Consider the following 14,262-nt stretch of genomic DNA (forward strand, 5'->3'; position numbering starts at 1 on the left):
AACCGGTCGGATCGGGCCCACCCGCATGGCGTACACCACACCCGTGACGGTCAGCGCCACCAGGCCGCCTTGGCCGGCTCGCGGAACGCGTTGGTCCCGCAGTGCACCTCGCCGCCGACCCTAGGCCCGTGCGGATCGGGTGCGCTGAAGACACCGCCGCCCAGTGAGATGCCGTTGGGGATGCCTGCCGTGTGCGCGACGAGCACCGTGCTCGGCGCCTGACCGGACCGCATCCGGTCGCGCAGGACGTTCACCTGCGCTTGGGTGACCCGCCCGGACGCGGTCAGCTCGTCGACCTCCTGCCGGCTGAACTGCTGGAACAGCACCGGAACCCGGACGAGGCCGCGGTCGGCCGGCCCGGTCTCCCTGGTCAGCACGGCGAGCTGGGAGTCGATGTGCCGGGCCGCCGTCTCGTTCCGCTCCAGGAACTTCGGGTCGGCGAGCGCCTGGTCGATCGTCGGTTTCTCCTTCTCACCGGTGCCGTCGAACAGCACCGCCGTGCCATGACCGTCCTTTGTGGCCTTGCGCAGCACGTCGACCGCGAGCCACCCCGTGTCGATGACGACCGGTTCCGCGTACTGCGAGCGTCCAGTCACGATCCACCCGGCAGTTGCGAACCCCTCGTGATCATGTGTTCTCCACGCTGGGGAAACTCCCAATGCGGACGCATCCGGCTACAGGCGACTACGCCTCCCCCTCAGGTTGTGGGCGGAACGGGTGACGGATGCCCTCGGCTCTCGCATACGGTTCGTCTCATGGACGCGCTCACATCGACTTCGCTCCTGGGGCGGGACGACGAGATCCGTTGCCTGTCCGGGATGCTCACCGCTGCCCGGGACGGGCGCGGTGGCGCGCTGGTCCTGCGTGGTGAGGCGGGGCTCGGGAAGAGCGCGTTGCTCGGCCACCTGCGGGAGTCGGCTGCCGGGTTCCGGGTGCTGGAGGCGTCCGGGTCGGAGTTCGAGACCGAACTGCCCTTCGCGGCGCTGCACCAGCTGTGCCTGTCGTTGCTGGACTCGCTGACCGGACATCATCGGGAGGCGCTCGACGTCGCGTTCGGACTGGCGAGCGGGAAACCCGACGTGCTGCGGATCGGCATGGCCACGCTGGACCTGCTCGCGGGCGGGGAACCGGTGCTGTGCCTGCTCGACGACGCCCACTGGCTGGACGAGGCGTCCGCGCAGGTCCTCGCGTTCCTCGGGCGGCGGCTGGCCTCCGAACCGGTGGTGCTCGTGCTCGCCGCGCGACGGCCGTGGGCGCGATCGCGGCTGGACGAGCTGCCCGGTCTGGAGCTGCGCGGACTGGCCGACGCCGAGGCCCGCGCGCTGCTGACTTCCGGGCCGGTCGCGGTGGTGGACGACAAGGTGCGGGAACGGCTCCTCGCCGAAGCGCGGGGCAACCCGCTGGCGCTGCTGGAGTTGCCCAAGGCCGGCGGGTTCGCGCTGCCGGACGTGGCGTCGGTGCCCAGCAGGATCGAACGCAGCTTCCAGGACCGGGCCGCGAGGTTGCCCGCTGACGCTCAACTGCTGCTGACCGTGGCCGGCGCCGATCCGACCGGTGAACCGGGGCTGCTGTGGGCCGCTGCCGCCGAACTGGGCATCGACGTGGCGTCCGCCGGGGTGGAGGCCGAGGCGTCCGGGCTGGTCAGCATCTCCACGCGGGTGCGGTTCTGCCATCCGCTCGCCCGGTCGGCCGTCTACCTCGCCGCCGCGCCGTCGCAGCGCCAGGCGGTGCACCTCGCGCTGGCGTCCGTCACCGATCCGTCGAGTGATCCGGACCGGCGGGTGTGGCATCGCGCGCAGGCCGGCACCGGGCCCGACGACTCGCTGGCCGCCGAGCTGGAACGCTCCGCCGACCGTGCTCGCGCTCGCGGCGGAGTCGCTGCCGCGGCGGCGTTTCTCGAACGTGCGGCGGCGTTGTCCGTGGAGCCTGGATTGCGGGGCGAACGCACGTTGGCGGCGGCTCAGGCCAAGCTCGACGCGGGTGCGGTCGACGTCGCGGCCGAGCTGCTCACGACGTTCTCCGCCGATGACGGGCGGGCGGATCTGCTGCGCGGCCAGATCGCGTTCGTGCGCAACAGGGAGAACGACGGGCCTTCGTTCGTGCTGAGCGCGGCTCGCCGGATGACCGGGGCCGATGCCCGCGACGGCGTGCTGGACGCGTTGGAGATCGCGCTCGCGTTCGGCCGTCCCACCGGTGTGATGGACGCCGTGGTGCGCGAAGCTCGCGGGCTTGAGCGCGGCTCGGACGCGTTGGAGGCGTTGGTACTTCTCACAGACGAGGGTCACCGGGCCGCCGTTCCCCTGCTGCGCCGGGTGTTCTCCGGCGACGACCTGGCGTGGACGCGGCATCCCGCGCTGGCGACCATGCTCGCCGGTGAGCTGTGGGACACCGAGGTGCACTCGGCGGTGACCGGGTGGCTGCTGAAGACCGGGCAGCAGGCCGGGTCGCCGTTCGTGCTGCGGCTCGGACTCGCCCAGCAGGCCGTCGGTGCGGTGATCACCGGTGAGTTCGGCACGGCGATGTCGGCCATCGCGGAGGAAGAGGCTGTCGCCGACGCCGTCGGGATGCCTCCGCTGCGGTATCCGCGGTTGCACCTGGCGGCGTTGCGCGGGCAGAAGCCGGAGGTGCTGGCCGAGATCGAGCACTCGCTGCGGGAGGCCGAGCGGCGGGCCGGCTGCCTGATCGCGAACACGCACTGGGCGTCCGCCGTGCTGCACAACGGTCTCGGCGACTATCCGGTGGCGCTGGCCGCTGCCCGTGAGGCGGTCGCGCCGGGCGATCTCTACCTCGCCGGGATGGCGCTGCCCGAACTGATCGAGGCGGCGGTGCGCTGCGGTGAGTCCTCGCTGGCCGCGGAAGCGTTGGAGGACCTGGTCTCTCGGACCTCGCCGTGCGAGACCGCGTGGGCGCAGGGCATCGCGGCCTACTCCCGTGCACTCGTCACGGGTGAGGAGGAGTCGTACGTCGCGGCGGTGAAGCAGCTGGAGTCCAGCGCGGGCCGGCCCCATCTCGCGCGGGCCCACCTGGTGTACGGCGAGTGGTTGCGCCGCGCCGGCCGCCGCGTCGACGCCCGCACGCAACTGCGCACCGCGCACGAGCTGTTGTCCTCCATCGGAATGGAGGCCTTCGCCGCTCGCGCCGCGCTGGAGCTGAAGGCCACCGGCGAGGTCGCCCGCAGCCGTTCCGCCCAGGCCACCGACGAGCTGACCATGCAGGAGACGCACATCGCCCGGCTGGTGGCGACCGGGGCGACGTCCAAGGAGGTCGCCGCCCGGCTGTTCCTGAGCCCCCGCACGGTCGATGCCCACCTGCGGAACATCTTCCGCAAGGTGGGCATCAACTCACGCCGTCAACTCAAGGACGTGTTCAGCTCAGCTTCGGCATGATCCCGAGCTGCTGAGCGGCCCAGAGGCCGTCCGCGTTGAGCCAGTACTCGGCGATCCTGCCGTCCACGACGCGGAGGACGTCCGTGCCGTGGAACGACACCGCACCGGCCTCGGCGAGCCAGCGCACCACGTGGAACGGCTCCTGCGAGATCGGCCCCACCTCGACCGTGAACTTGAGGCCGGGCATGGTCTGGTGGGAGCCGCGCACCCACTCGACGAGCCCTTCGCGTCCGGTGTGGTCCTGCGACGGCCCGCCGGTCAGCGGCGCGACGTGCCAGACGAAGTCCTCGTGGACGATCTTCTCGGCGAGGTCGAGCTCGCCGTTCCAGAAGTCGAGCCAGCCCTGGATCAGGTCGCTCATCACTTGTCTCCGTGCTGGCCGGGGGCAGCGCTGCCCGTGTACTCGCCGAGGTCGGACACGAGCTTGGTGAGCTCGGGGTCGCTGTCGTACCGCTTCTGGTGCAGGGCCGCGATCTTCGCGCCCATCTCGGGGTCCTCGTCGTCGGTGATGTCGAACGAGGCGAACTTGTCCACCAGCGGCAGCCCGACCCGGTCGGTGTTGCGGTGCGCCGGGTGGATCAGGTACTCCCAGTAGCCGTCGAGGTCCTCGATGACGAACGTGGCGCCCCACTCGTACTCGCCGCCGAAATCTCGGCCGACCACGAAGGACTTGACGGACGGGATGACGCGTCCCTGGTTGCGCAGGCTCTCCAGCGCCTCCTCGATCTGCTCGGGCGAGGCGTCCTTGCGCAGGGTGAGGCGGTTGCCGTGGTAGATCATCAGTTCTTCTCCTTGTGTGCCAGGGCGAGGACCGCTCCAGCGATGGTGGTGACGACGCCGGTCCAGGTGAACGCGGCCGCGATGCTCGTGGCACCGACGAGGGGTGCGATGACGAGCGGTGACAGGAACTGCCCCAGGAAGATCCCCGCGACGAGCCCGCTCAGGACCCGGCCGCGTTGCTCGGGACGGGCGAGGTTCGCGAGACCCGTGTTGAGGTTCGGCACGACCAGGCCCACCCCGAACCCGCCGATCAGCAGGCCGGCGGTGACCAGCGCGACCCCGTTCGCGTAGCCGATGACCAGCCACCCGACGCCGAGCAGCACGACGCTGATCGCGGTGATCTTCCCGGTCTTGAGCTTCGGGAACACGAGTGCTCCCACGACGCTGGTCAGCGTGCTGCCCGCGATCACGAACCCGATGACCGCGGGGCTCGCGTTCAGGTCTCGCAGCAGGAACGGAAGCTGCGTCGGGGCCATGTAGAACACGAGGGTCGCGACGAGGGCCAGCAGGTAGATCCCGATGGCCTGCCGGGGAAATGCCTGGCCACCGGCGGTCTGGGGTGGTGCGGGCCGTTCGTTGGTGAGCCCCGCCGCCGCGGCCAGGGCTATCAGCGCCGCGACGCTGTAGAGCCAGAACGGCAACCGCCAGTCGACGCCCGCCAGCAGACCCGCCAGCGGCAGGAACACGACCCCGCCCAGACTGGCCGCGGCCTGCTGGTAGCCCAGGAACCGGCCGCGTTCAGGGCCTTCGAACCAGTCGGTGATCAGGGCGCTGACCGCGGTCATGACGCCGCCGACCGCGAGGCCCAGCAGCGTTCTGGTGCCCAGGAGGACGGGCAGGCTGGTCACGAAGTACCCGGCCGTGCCGGCCACGGCGTAGAGAACGAGGCTCGCCGTGAGCAGCGGCTGGCGGCCCGTGCGGTCGGCGACCAGGCCCGCCAGCGGCGCGCTCACCGCGATGGCCAGCGAGGTGATGGTGAGGGCGAGCCTCACCAGGACGCCGTCGCCGTACACCTCGCCCATCGCGGGCAGGCTCGGGGCGATGATCGCCGCGGCCATGATCGTGAGTGTGGCGGAGGCCAGGACCACCGCCCGGGCCGTTCGCGTTGGCGCAGTTCGTGTTGTCACGCCACAAGACTCGCCCCGGAGCGGGGGCGTTCGCGTCGGTAGCCGTTACGTAGATCGCGTAGGTGACTCGCCTACATCCGGTCGAGCAGCCGCGCCCGCGCGACCTCCAGGTGCGCGGTCATCGCCGCACTGGCCCGCACCTCGTCCCGAGCGACCAGCGCGTCCACGATCGCCCGGTGCTCGGTGATCGTCTGCACCCCGAACGGCTGCTGGAAGTTCAGCCGGAACAGGTGCAGGTGGCAGTGGGTCTTGGCGAACGACTGCAGGACGGCCTCGTTGCCCGCGATCCGCAGGATCAGCTCGTGCAACCGCTGATCGTGCGCTGTGAGGTTCTTGTAGTCGTCGTAGGCGTCATCGGCGGGAGCCGACGGACAGGTCGCCAACTCCTCCTCGATGAGTTCGACGAACTCGGCCGTCATGCGGCCCGCCGCCAGCGCCGCGGACGGCGGCTCCAGCAGCAGGCGCAGGGCGTAGAGGTCGTCCACCTGCTTGCGGTTCAGCAGGTCCGTCACGCTGTAGCCGCGCAACGGGAGCCTGCTGACCAGTTCTTCGGATTCGAGGCGTGCCAGGGCTTCCCGGACTGGCGTGGGGGACACGTCGAGCTGACGCGCGAGTTCGTCTATGTTCACTCGGGCGCCGGGCGCGATGCCGTCGCTCATGATCAGCGCGCGGATCTGCTCGTAGACGTCATCCGCGAGCACGCGCCTGGTCGGTATCCGCAACACCACTCCTGAGGCTCCCGTCAGTTCTTGGCCAGTATCTCCTGCGAGACGCGTTCCATCTCGGCGAACACGTCGTCGGAGCGCTGGCCTGCGAAGTAGGCCTCGAAGAGGGGCTGTTCGGCGGACTGGACCGCCGAGCCGTTGGCGTAGGCGCTGGACGGGTAGAGGACGCCGTCCTTCACGTACTGGTTGAAGACGGTGAGGTCGACGCCCTGCGTCTTCATGGCGGTCACCGTGTTGTCCATGGAGGCGGGGATCGACGGGAAGAACGTGCCGGTGGCGCCCGCCTTGGTCTGGCACTCCTCGCTGCCCATGTAGCTGACCCACTTCCAGGTCAGGTCGGGGTTCTTGGTGCCGGCCCAGATGTTGTTGCCGTTCGAGTTGGACAGCACGGAACGCTTGCCGTCCGGGCCCAGCACGGTCGGGGCGATGCCGACCTTCACGCCCGGGATCTTGCCGAACGACGGCGCCGACCACGAACCGCCCATGGTCATGGCGACCTTGCCGGAGCCGATCAGGTCGACGTCGGAGATCGTGGACTGGTTGCCGGTGGTGAAGGTGCCGAGCTTCGGGGAGAAGCCGCGCTCGGTCAGCGACAGGACCCACTTCATGGTCTTGGTGAAGCGCGGGTCGGTGTAGTTGAACTTGGTGGGCCACTGGTCCTTGTCGCCCAGCCGCCAGCCGAGCGTGTTGACGAACGGCGCCCAGCTGGTCTCGCCGATGAAGCTGCGGCCCGCCATCGCGCCGATGCCGTAGGTGGCGATCTGCGTCTTGTCGAAGCCCGCCTCGTCGCCGTGCCTGCCGTTCTTGTCGATCGTGAGACGAGCGACGACCTTGTCGAACGTGCCGCCGTCGTCCGGGTTCCAGGTCAGCTTCTGCACGTCGGCCTCCGCCACGCCGGCCTTGGCCAGCATGTCGGCGTTGTAGTAGAGACCGGACGCGGCCCAGTCCAGCGGCAGCCCGTACTGCTTGCCGTCGGTGAACTTCCACGTGTCGACGCCGACCGAGAACTTCTTCATGTCCACTGAGGACTTCGCGATGAGATCGTCCAGCGGCATCAGCTGGTGCTGCGAGGCATAGGCCTGCAGGAACTGCACCGAGTTCTGGAACGCGTCCGGCGCGGTGCCGGCCACGAAACCAGCGGTCAGCTTGGTGAAGTAGTCGTCGACGTTGTAGCGGGTGATCTTCACGTCGGTGCCGGGGTTGGCGGCCTCGAACGCCTTCTCGCACTCGCCGTAGGCGACTGCCTGCTTGTCGTCCCAGGTCCACCAGTTCACGGCGTTGCCGGAGCCCGTGTCGGAACTCCCGCACCCCGCGACCACCAGGGCTGTTGCTGCGACCAGGGCAGCGGCGGCGATTTTCATGGCTTCTCCAGGAGACGGAATCGGAAGGCGTCGAGTGCGATGTCGAGGTCGTCGGAGCCGCCCGCCTCGTGGGCGCTGTGCTCCCAGACAGCTATCTCCCTGGGTCCGGCGTAGGCGTGGTAGGCGCCGAACACGGTGGACGGCGGCACGATGTCGTCCATCAGGCCGACCGAGAACCACGCGGGGGCCGTGGCTCTGGCGGCGAACCCCACTCCGTCGAAATAGGACAGTGCGGGGAAGACGTCGGAACGCCGGTTGTCGGCGATGTACTTGGTGAGCTCGGTGTAGGGCGGGCGGCCGCAGACGTTCAGCGCCCTGCGGAAGTCGCAGAGGAACGGCGCCTGCGAGTGGACGGCGGCCAGGTCGGGCACGAGACCGGCGACGGCCAGCGCGATGCCGCCGCCCTGGCTGTTGCCGATCACGGCGACGTCCGCGGAGCCCAACGCGCGCACGGCATCGACCGCCCGCACCGCGTCCGTGAAGACGCGCCGGTAGAAGTAGGTGGAACGGTCGGCGATGCCGCGGGTCAGGAAGCCGCCACCACCGCGCTGGTCCCGCACCTCCATCTGCAGGTGCGCGAACCCGGCGCTGGCCCAGGTCAGGTTCTCGACCGCGCTGCCCCGGTTGCCGCCGTAGCCGTGGTACTGCACGACAGCGGGAAGTCCGGACTGCCCCTTCGGCGTGCGCAGCCACGCGTGGATCCGGTCGCCGCCGAACCCGGCGAACGACACGTCGTGGACGTCGAGCGTCTTGAGCGGCGTCTCCACCGGCACGGCCTCGACGTCCAGATCGAGCGACCGGGCCTCGGCCAGCGTCGAGTCCCAGAACGAGTCGAAGTCGTCCGGCCGCACGTAAGTGCTGCGGTACTCCCACAGCGCGTCCAAACCGAGATCGGTCAGCACGAAATCCTCCCGCGTACTTCCACGACGTCATTCACGACGACCTCGGTGACCTCGCCACCGATGCTCACCGGCACGAACTCCGAGGCATCACCGGACACCCGCCGGACCCGCGCCAGAACATCTCCGTCGTGCCACGTGACGTCGACGGAAAGCCCTCCACGGCAACGAAGTCCGCGAGCCGAACCCCGCGACCAGCCGGAAGGCAGTGCGGGCAGGACGTCGATCACGCCGGTGTGGCTCTGCACCACGACCTCCGCGAGTGCGGCGGTGAAGCCGTAGTTGCCGTCGATCTGGAACGGCGGGTGCGTGCTGAACAGGTTCGGCAGCAGGCCGCCCCACTCCGAGCCGTCGACCGGCGCGTCACGATGACGGTCGCCGGTGAACGGCTGCGAGGCCTCGGACAGCAGTGACCGCACGGTCTCGCCGTCGCCCAGCCGGGCCCGCAGCGCCATCTTCCAGGCCCACGACCAGCCCATCGCGCCGTTGCCGCGCCGGTCCAGCACCTCGACGGCGGCGTCGCCCAGCTCCGTGCCGGCGACGATCTGGCCGAGCGGGTAGACCGACACCATGTGCGACATGTGCCGATGCGCCGGGTCCTCCTCGGGCAGGTCGTAGACCCACTCCCCCAGCCGGCCGTCGAACACCGGCACGGGCCGCAAGCGGGGCAGCGCGGCCGCGATCTCCGCGACCAGCGGGTCGGCGCGACCCGACGCCAGCGCGAGTGCGAGGGTCCGTTCGAACACGGCGCGGACCAGCATCACGTCCATCGTCACGGACCAGGTCAGCGCCTGCGGCCTGCCGTCCACGAGGAACCAGTTCTCCGGCGACGTCGACGGACACGTGTCGAGGTGGCCGTCGGGCCCTTCGACCAGCCAGTCGAGGAGGAACTCGGCACAGCCGCGCAGCAGCGGCCACGCACGCTCCAAAGTGGACCAGGTGCGGGCGAAGTCGTAGTGGTCCCAGGCGTGCTGGACCAGCCACGCGCCACCCATCTGCCAGATCGCCCACGACACCGCGCCGTGACCCATGCCGACCGGCAGCGCCCAGCCCCACGCGTCGGTGTTGTGGTGCGCGACCCAGCCGCGCGCCCCGTACAGCTCCCGCGCCACCTCGCCGCCGGTCAGCGCGAGCTTCTCCAGCAGCTCCAGCAACGGCTCGTGGCACTCGGCGAGCCCGGTGACCTCGGCCGCCCAGTAGTTCATCTGGGTGTTGATGTTGATCGTGTAGTTCGAGGACCAGGCAGGCCGCAGGTCGCCGTTCCAGATGCCCTGCAGGTTCGCGGGCGGCGCGCCGGGCCGTGACGACGAGACCAGCAGGTAGCGGCCGTACGCGAACAGCACGGACGCGATGAGCTGCTCGTCCTTGCCGGACAACAGTTCCGGCACGTCGACGATCTCGGGCAGGTCGCCGAACCGCACCTCGCACGCGTCCATCAGCGTCATGTGGTTGCCGTGGCGCCGGCCGGTCCACCACGACTCACCCGTGGTGGAACTGGTGAGCGTGAGCAGCCAGCGTTCGCCCTCGGTCACCTTGACCGTCACCGTGCCCCGTTCCCCCGAACCGTAGACCGGAGCCTCGACCTGAGGTTCGTGCCTCGGTGCCGAGTCGACGGGGATCTCGATGACCAGGTTGAGCCCGTCGCGCGAAACCTCCTGCAACGGCGTCGAAATCTCAACGTCCGCGGGCACCGCACCGGTGATCTCCACGCACAGTGCGGTTTCCGAGGTCCACACGCGCCGCACGACTTCCGAACCGCCGATGGTCATCCGCTCGGTGACCACACCCGTGCTCAGGTCCAGCGTCCGGCCGTGCGACTCACCCTCGGGCAGCGTGATCCACAGGTCCACGTACGGCAGGAAGGTCTGGCTGTACGGGCCTTCGAACGACATCAGCAGCTCGGTGGCCCGCTCCAGATCGCCTCCGAAGATCGCCTCACGCACCTCCGCGAGCCGTTCCGGACCGGCTCCGGAGGCCAGCATCTCTGCCAGGGCAAGAGAAGGACCCTCAGCGACGCCCGACCACACGGTCGCGTCGTTGACCTGCACGCGGGACCGGCCGGTCCCGCCGAACACCATCGCCCCGAGGCGGCCGTTGCCCACGGGCAGTGCCTCGGTCCATTCCGCCGCAGCCGACGGCCAGTGCAGTCTCACTTGATCCCCGTGAAGCCGATGGAGTTGACCAGCCGCCGCCCGAAGACCACGAACAGCAGCAACATCGGCAGCGCCGCGATCAGCGTCGCCGCCATCAGGCCCGCCCAGTCCAGCGACGCCTGCGGTGAGGACTGCTTGAACACCGCGAGCGCGAGGGTGAGCGGACGGACCGACTCGTCGTTCGTGACGAGCAACGGCCAGAAGTAGTCGTTCCAGGTGGTGATGAACGTCAGCAGCGTCAGGGTCGCCATCGGCGCGACGCTCATCGGCAGCACTATTCGGAAGCACACCCGCAACGGCCCGGCGCCGTCGATGATCGCGGCCTCCTCGACCTCGTTGGAGAGCCCGAGCATGAACTGCCGCAGGAAGAAGATGTTGAACGCGGAGAAGAACGCGCCGGGCAGGATCATGCCGCCGAAGCTGTTGAGCAGCCCCAGATCCTTCATCAGCACGAAGTTCGGCAGCAGCGTGAACACCGACGGCACCATCAGCGCGGTCAGCAGGACGCCGAAGACGACATCGCGGCCCTTCCAACGCAGCCGGGCGAACGCGTAGGCGGCCAGTGCCGAGAACACCACGGTGAAGAGCGTCAGAAGTCCCGCGTACACAATGGAGTTCCACAACGCCAGGGCCAGGTCGATACTGGCCCCCGAACCGCCCTCCGCGGCCGCTTCGGCGGGCGTGGCGAGGCCGAGAGCGCGCTTGAACGGGCCCCAGGTGAAGTCCACCGGCAGCAACGACGAGGGGTCGGTCGACATCGCGAAGTTGTTGGACAGCGCGGTCCGCACGATCCAGTAGAACGGGAAGATCGTGACCAGCAGCACGACGACCAGGTAGCCCCAGGCGACGCCCCTGCCGAGCTTCATCGAGAGGTTCACCGGGCCTCCTCAGTTGGTGTCGGACTCGCCGGCACGGGCCATCCGCATCTGCGTGAAGGTCACCGTGACGAGCATCAGGAACAGGGCGAGCGACATGGTCGCGGCGTAGCCGAAGTCGAACTGGCCGAAAGCCTTGTCGTAGATGTACATCTGCAGCACCAGCGACGCGTCCGCCGGACCGCCCTTCGTGCTGACCTGGACGATGTCGAAGACCTGGGTCGAGCCGATCACGTTGAGGATCACGACCATCACCAGGATCGGCCGCAGCAGCGGCAACGTCAGCGAGCGGAACATCTGCCACTCCGACGCGCCGTCGATCCGGCCTGCCTCGTAGATCGACGCGGGGATGGTCTGCAGGCCTGCGAAGAGGAGAACCGCGTTGTAGCCCATGGACTTCCACACGTTCAGCGCGGCCAGCGACGGCACCGCCCAGCCGTCCGATCCGAAGAACATGATCGGCTCGCCGGTGACCCAGGTGATCAGCTGGTTCACGATGCCGAGCTGCGGATCGAGCATCCACGTCCACACCAGCGCCGTGACGACGCCGGAGATGAGGAACGGCAGGATCATCAGCCCGCGGACCGTCGTGTTGACCCCCAGGCGGTGCAACACGACGGCGGTGATCAGCGAGACGCCGACGCCCAGCACCACGGACAGCACGACGAAGTACGCCGTGACGCCGAGCGAGTGCCAGAACCGGCCGTCGTTGACGAGTTCCTGGATGTTCGCCAAGCCGGTCCAGACCGGTGGGCTGAGGATGTGGAACTCGGTGAAGCTCAGGTAGACCCCGCGCAGCATCGGGTAGGCGAAGAACACGCCGAACCCGAGCAGGGCGGGGGCGACGAGCAGCCACGCGACCCACGTGTCGTTGCGGCGCGAGGCGGGGCCTTTGCGCCGGCGGGTGGGCGGAGGCGCCGTGGTGGCGAGGCCACGCACGACCTGGGCGCTTGAGTCCTGCACGGTTGTCACCACGGCACCTCCTGGTTCTAGATGCGGATGCTGTCGACGTCGAACACGGAGTCGTCCGGGTTGCCGATCCGGATCGTGTTGTTGCCCTTCAACAGGTAGATGGGCACGGTGACCTTCTGGGGCGTGTTCCAGTCGTCGTCGTTCGACCCGGCGACAGGCAGTTTGAAGCTGGTGCCGTTCACCGTGACGATGCCGGTCCTGCTGGCGTCAGCGGAGATGTAGGCCAGTTCGACGAGGTAGGTGCCCTCGCGCGGTGCGACGACCGTCGGCATGGTGATGTTGCCGCTGCCGCCGATGTAGCCGACCTTGCTGCCGCCCGAGCACGCGCAGCCGTAGACGGTCGCGCCGCCGCCGGGGCTGCCCTTCTCCGCCTCGTACGTCACGCTTTCCTGTGGCGTCACGAAGCTGACGGGCTTCGAGCGGGCGCCGTTCTGCACGACGGTGAACTCGTAGGAGGTCGCCGGGGTGAGGCCGGTGACGGTCGCCTTGGTGTCGGTGGTGGTGGCGACCTTCTTGTTGCCCGCGTAGACGTCGTAACGGACGCCGGACTTTCCGTACCACTTCAGCGACACGCTGTTCGGGGTGGCCGCGGTGCCCTCCACGACGCCGGGAGCGACCGAGCCGCGCGGGGTGATGGTGAACAGCTTCGAGCCGTGCACCGGCAGGTCTTCCGTGATGGCGCCGGACTTCTGGCCGACGTCCTTCCCGGCCCACACGTCGCGGACCTTCGCGTTGCCCTGGATGCCGAGCTGGCCGAAGTCGGCCGTCACCTTCGCGGGCTTGGAGCCGAGGTTGAACAACGCCACGGTGTAGCTGCCGTCGCGGTTGCGGGCGTACCAGACCTGCTGGTCGGAGAACTGGTCCACGGGCCGCGCGGGGACGCCCGCCTGGTTGATCGCGATGACCTCGTTGTTCGTCAGCAGCCTGTAGCCGTAGTCGTCGATCTTCGTGAGGTCGTCGCCGATGTAGAGCGGCGAGGACGAGATCGACCACAGCGTCATGTAGCTCTGCCGCTCGGCCTCGGTCAGGCCGTCCATCTGGCCGTTGCCGACGGCGAGGCTGTCGAGGTTGTTCCAGTGGCCGGGGCCGGCGTCGTCGATCCACTGCACGACGTCGTTCCAGCGTTGCTTCACCGACTGGTTCCAGGTGACGAGCGTGTCGCAGTAGCACTCGACGTCGGTGTCGACGCGCCAGCCGTTGGTGTTGGCCTTCCACACGTCGGCGTGGCGGTGGCTCAGCGCCCACGAGATGAGGAACTCGATCGGGCGGCCGGTGCTCTTGAGCGCGGAGTTCCACGCCTTCACGTCGGTCGTGTTGTCGTAGCGCTCACCGCCGCGGAAGCTGCCGGGACCGACGCCGTCGAGCTTGAGGAAGTCGACGCCCCACCCCGCGAGCACCTGCGCGATCGAGTCGATGTACTTCTGCGAGCACGGGTTCGCGAAGTCCATCTTGTACGCCATGTCCCACCCGTTGGTCTTGCGCAGGTCCGGGTAGACGATGTCCTTGGTGGTGCAGCCGGGCGCGTTGTAGATCGGCGTCTTGCCGTCGTTGTACGCCTTGAGGTCCAGGCCCACCGCCAAGTACGAGCCGAACTTCATGCCCTTGCCGTGGATGTAGTCGCCGAGCCACTTGAAGCCGCGCGGGAACTTCTTGGCGTCCACCACCGGCCGCCCGTACTCGTCGAACGAGCCGAGCCAGCCCGCGTCGACGTTCACGTGGTCGTAGCCGGCCTTCTTGAACTTCGCCGCCAGCACGTCCGCCTGGGCCAGCACGTTCTTCTCGTTGAGCCAGCTGGCAGGACCGTCCGGGTTCACGCCGGGGTAGTTGGTCGCCTGCAACGTCCAGCTGCTCCAGCCCATGTAGGGCTTCTCGGCTTTGGCGGCGGTCTGCTGTTGTACCTGGGGTGCTTGGGCCTGGGCTGCGGGGACCGCGACCAACGACGCGAGCAGGCCGGCAACGACACCTAACGCTCTCAAGACCACTC

The 14,262-nt window shown here is 69.0% G+C and carries 12 protein-coding genes; 1 reads left to right on the forward strand and 11 read right to left on the reverse strand.

What is annotated here, in order from left to right:
- Window positions 1-50: 50 nt before the first annotated feature.
- A complete protein-coding gene (locus tag SK854_RS36515; protein ID WP_319979704.1) occupies window positions 51-596 on the reverse strand; it encodes a protein-arginine deiminase family protein in 546 nt (181 codons plus the stop codon).
- Between the two features lie 159 nt (window positions 597-755).
- Between SK854_RS36515 and SK854_RS36520 the strand changes: the two genes are divergently transcribed.
- On the forward strand, window positions 756-3,386 hold the full coding sequence (locus SK854_RS36520; protein WP_319979705.1) for a helix-turn-helix transcriptional regulator: 2,631 nt from the start codon (window positions 756-758) through the stop codon (window positions 3,384-3,386).
- On the opposite strand, the gene SK854_RS36525 is transcribed toward SK854_RS36520, so the two are convergent.
- From SK854_RS36525 to SK854_RS36570, 10 genes are all read right to left on the reverse strand, one after another.
- Window positions 3,367-3,747 (reverse strand): ester cyclase, encoded by a 381-nt coding sequence (locus tag SK854_RS36525; RefSeq protein WP_319979706.1) that lies wholly within the window; start codon window positions 3,745-3,747, stop codon window positions 3,367-3,369. The genes SK854_RS36520 and SK854_RS36525 overlap by 20 nt on opposite strands.
- On the reverse strand, window positions 3,747-4,166 hold the full coding sequence (locus SK854_RS36530; RefSeq protein ID WP_319979707.1) for a Dabb family protein: 420 nt from the start codon (window positions 4,164-4,166) through the stop codon (window positions 3,747-3,749). The genes SK854_RS36525 and SK854_RS36530 overlap by 1 nt, the downstream gene beginning before the upstream one ends.
- Window positions 4,166-5,293 carry an MFS transporter gene (locus tag SK854_RS36535; protein ID WP_319979708.1) on the reverse strand — a complete coding sequence of 376 codons (1,128 nt, stop codon included), beginning with the start codon at window positions 5,291-5,293 and terminating at the stop codon, window positions 4,166-4,168. Before SK854_RS36535 ends, SK854_RS36530 begins: the two co-directional genes overlap by 1 nt.
- A gap of 71 nt (window positions 5,294-5,364) precedes the next feature.
- Window positions 5,365-6,015, reverse strand: a complete 651-nt coding sequence (locus tag SK854_RS36540; protein ID WP_319979709.1) for a GntR family transcriptional regulator — start codon at window positions 6,013-6,015, stop codon at window positions 5,365-5,367.
- A 20-nt stretch (window positions 6,016-6,035) separates the two neighbouring features.
- Window positions 6,036-7,379, reverse strand: a complete 1,344-nt coding sequence (locus SK854_RS36545; protein ID WP_319979710.1) for an ABC transporter substrate-binding protein — start codon at window positions 7,377-7,379, stop codon at window positions 6,036-6,038.
- On the reverse strand, window positions 7,376-8,281 hold the full coding sequence (locus SK854_RS36550) for an acetylxylan esterase (RefSeq protein ID WP_319979711.1): 906 nt from the start codon (window positions 8,279-8,281) through the stop codon (window positions 7,376-7,378). The genes SK854_RS36545 and SK854_RS36550 overlap by 4 nt, the downstream gene beginning before the upstream one ends.
- Window positions 8,275-10,431 carry a glycosyl hydrolase family 95 catalytic domain-containing protein gene (locus tag SK854_RS36555; RefSeq protein ID WP_319979712.1) on the reverse strand — a complete coding sequence of 719 codons (2,157 nt, stop codon included), beginning with the start codon at window positions 10,429-10,431 and terminating at the stop codon, window positions 8,275-8,277. The genes SK854_RS36550 and SK854_RS36555 overlap by 7 nt, the downstream gene beginning before the upstream one ends.
- Complete coding sequence (locus SK854_RS36560) at window positions 10,428-11,309, reverse strand: carbohydrate ABC transporter permease (RefSeq protein WP_319979713.1); 882 nt, start codon at window positions 11,307-11,309, stop codon at window positions 10,428-10,430. Before SK854_RS36560 ends, SK854_RS36555 begins: the two co-directional genes overlap by 4 nt.
- Window positions 11,310-11,318: 9 nt before the next feature.
- Window positions 11,319-12,278, reverse strand: a complete 960-nt coding sequence (locus SK854_RS36565; RefSeq protein ID WP_319979714.1) for a carbohydrate ABC transporter permease — start codon at window positions 12,276-12,278, stop codon at window positions 11,319-11,321.
- 17 nt (window positions 12,279-12,295) lie between these two features.
- Entirely contained in the window at window positions 12,296-14,254 is a 1,959-nt protein-coding gene (locus tag SK854_RS36570; protein WP_319979715.1) for an alpha-galactosidase D, read from the reverse strand.
- Window positions 14,255-14,262: the final 8 nt, after the last annotated feature.

Origin of the sequence: Lentzea sokolovensis, assembly GCF_033949975.1 — a bacterium.
GTDB classification, from domain to species: domain Bacteria; phylum Actinomycetota; class Actinomycetes; order Mycobacteriales; family Pseudonocardiaceae; genus Lentzea; species Lentzea sokolovensis.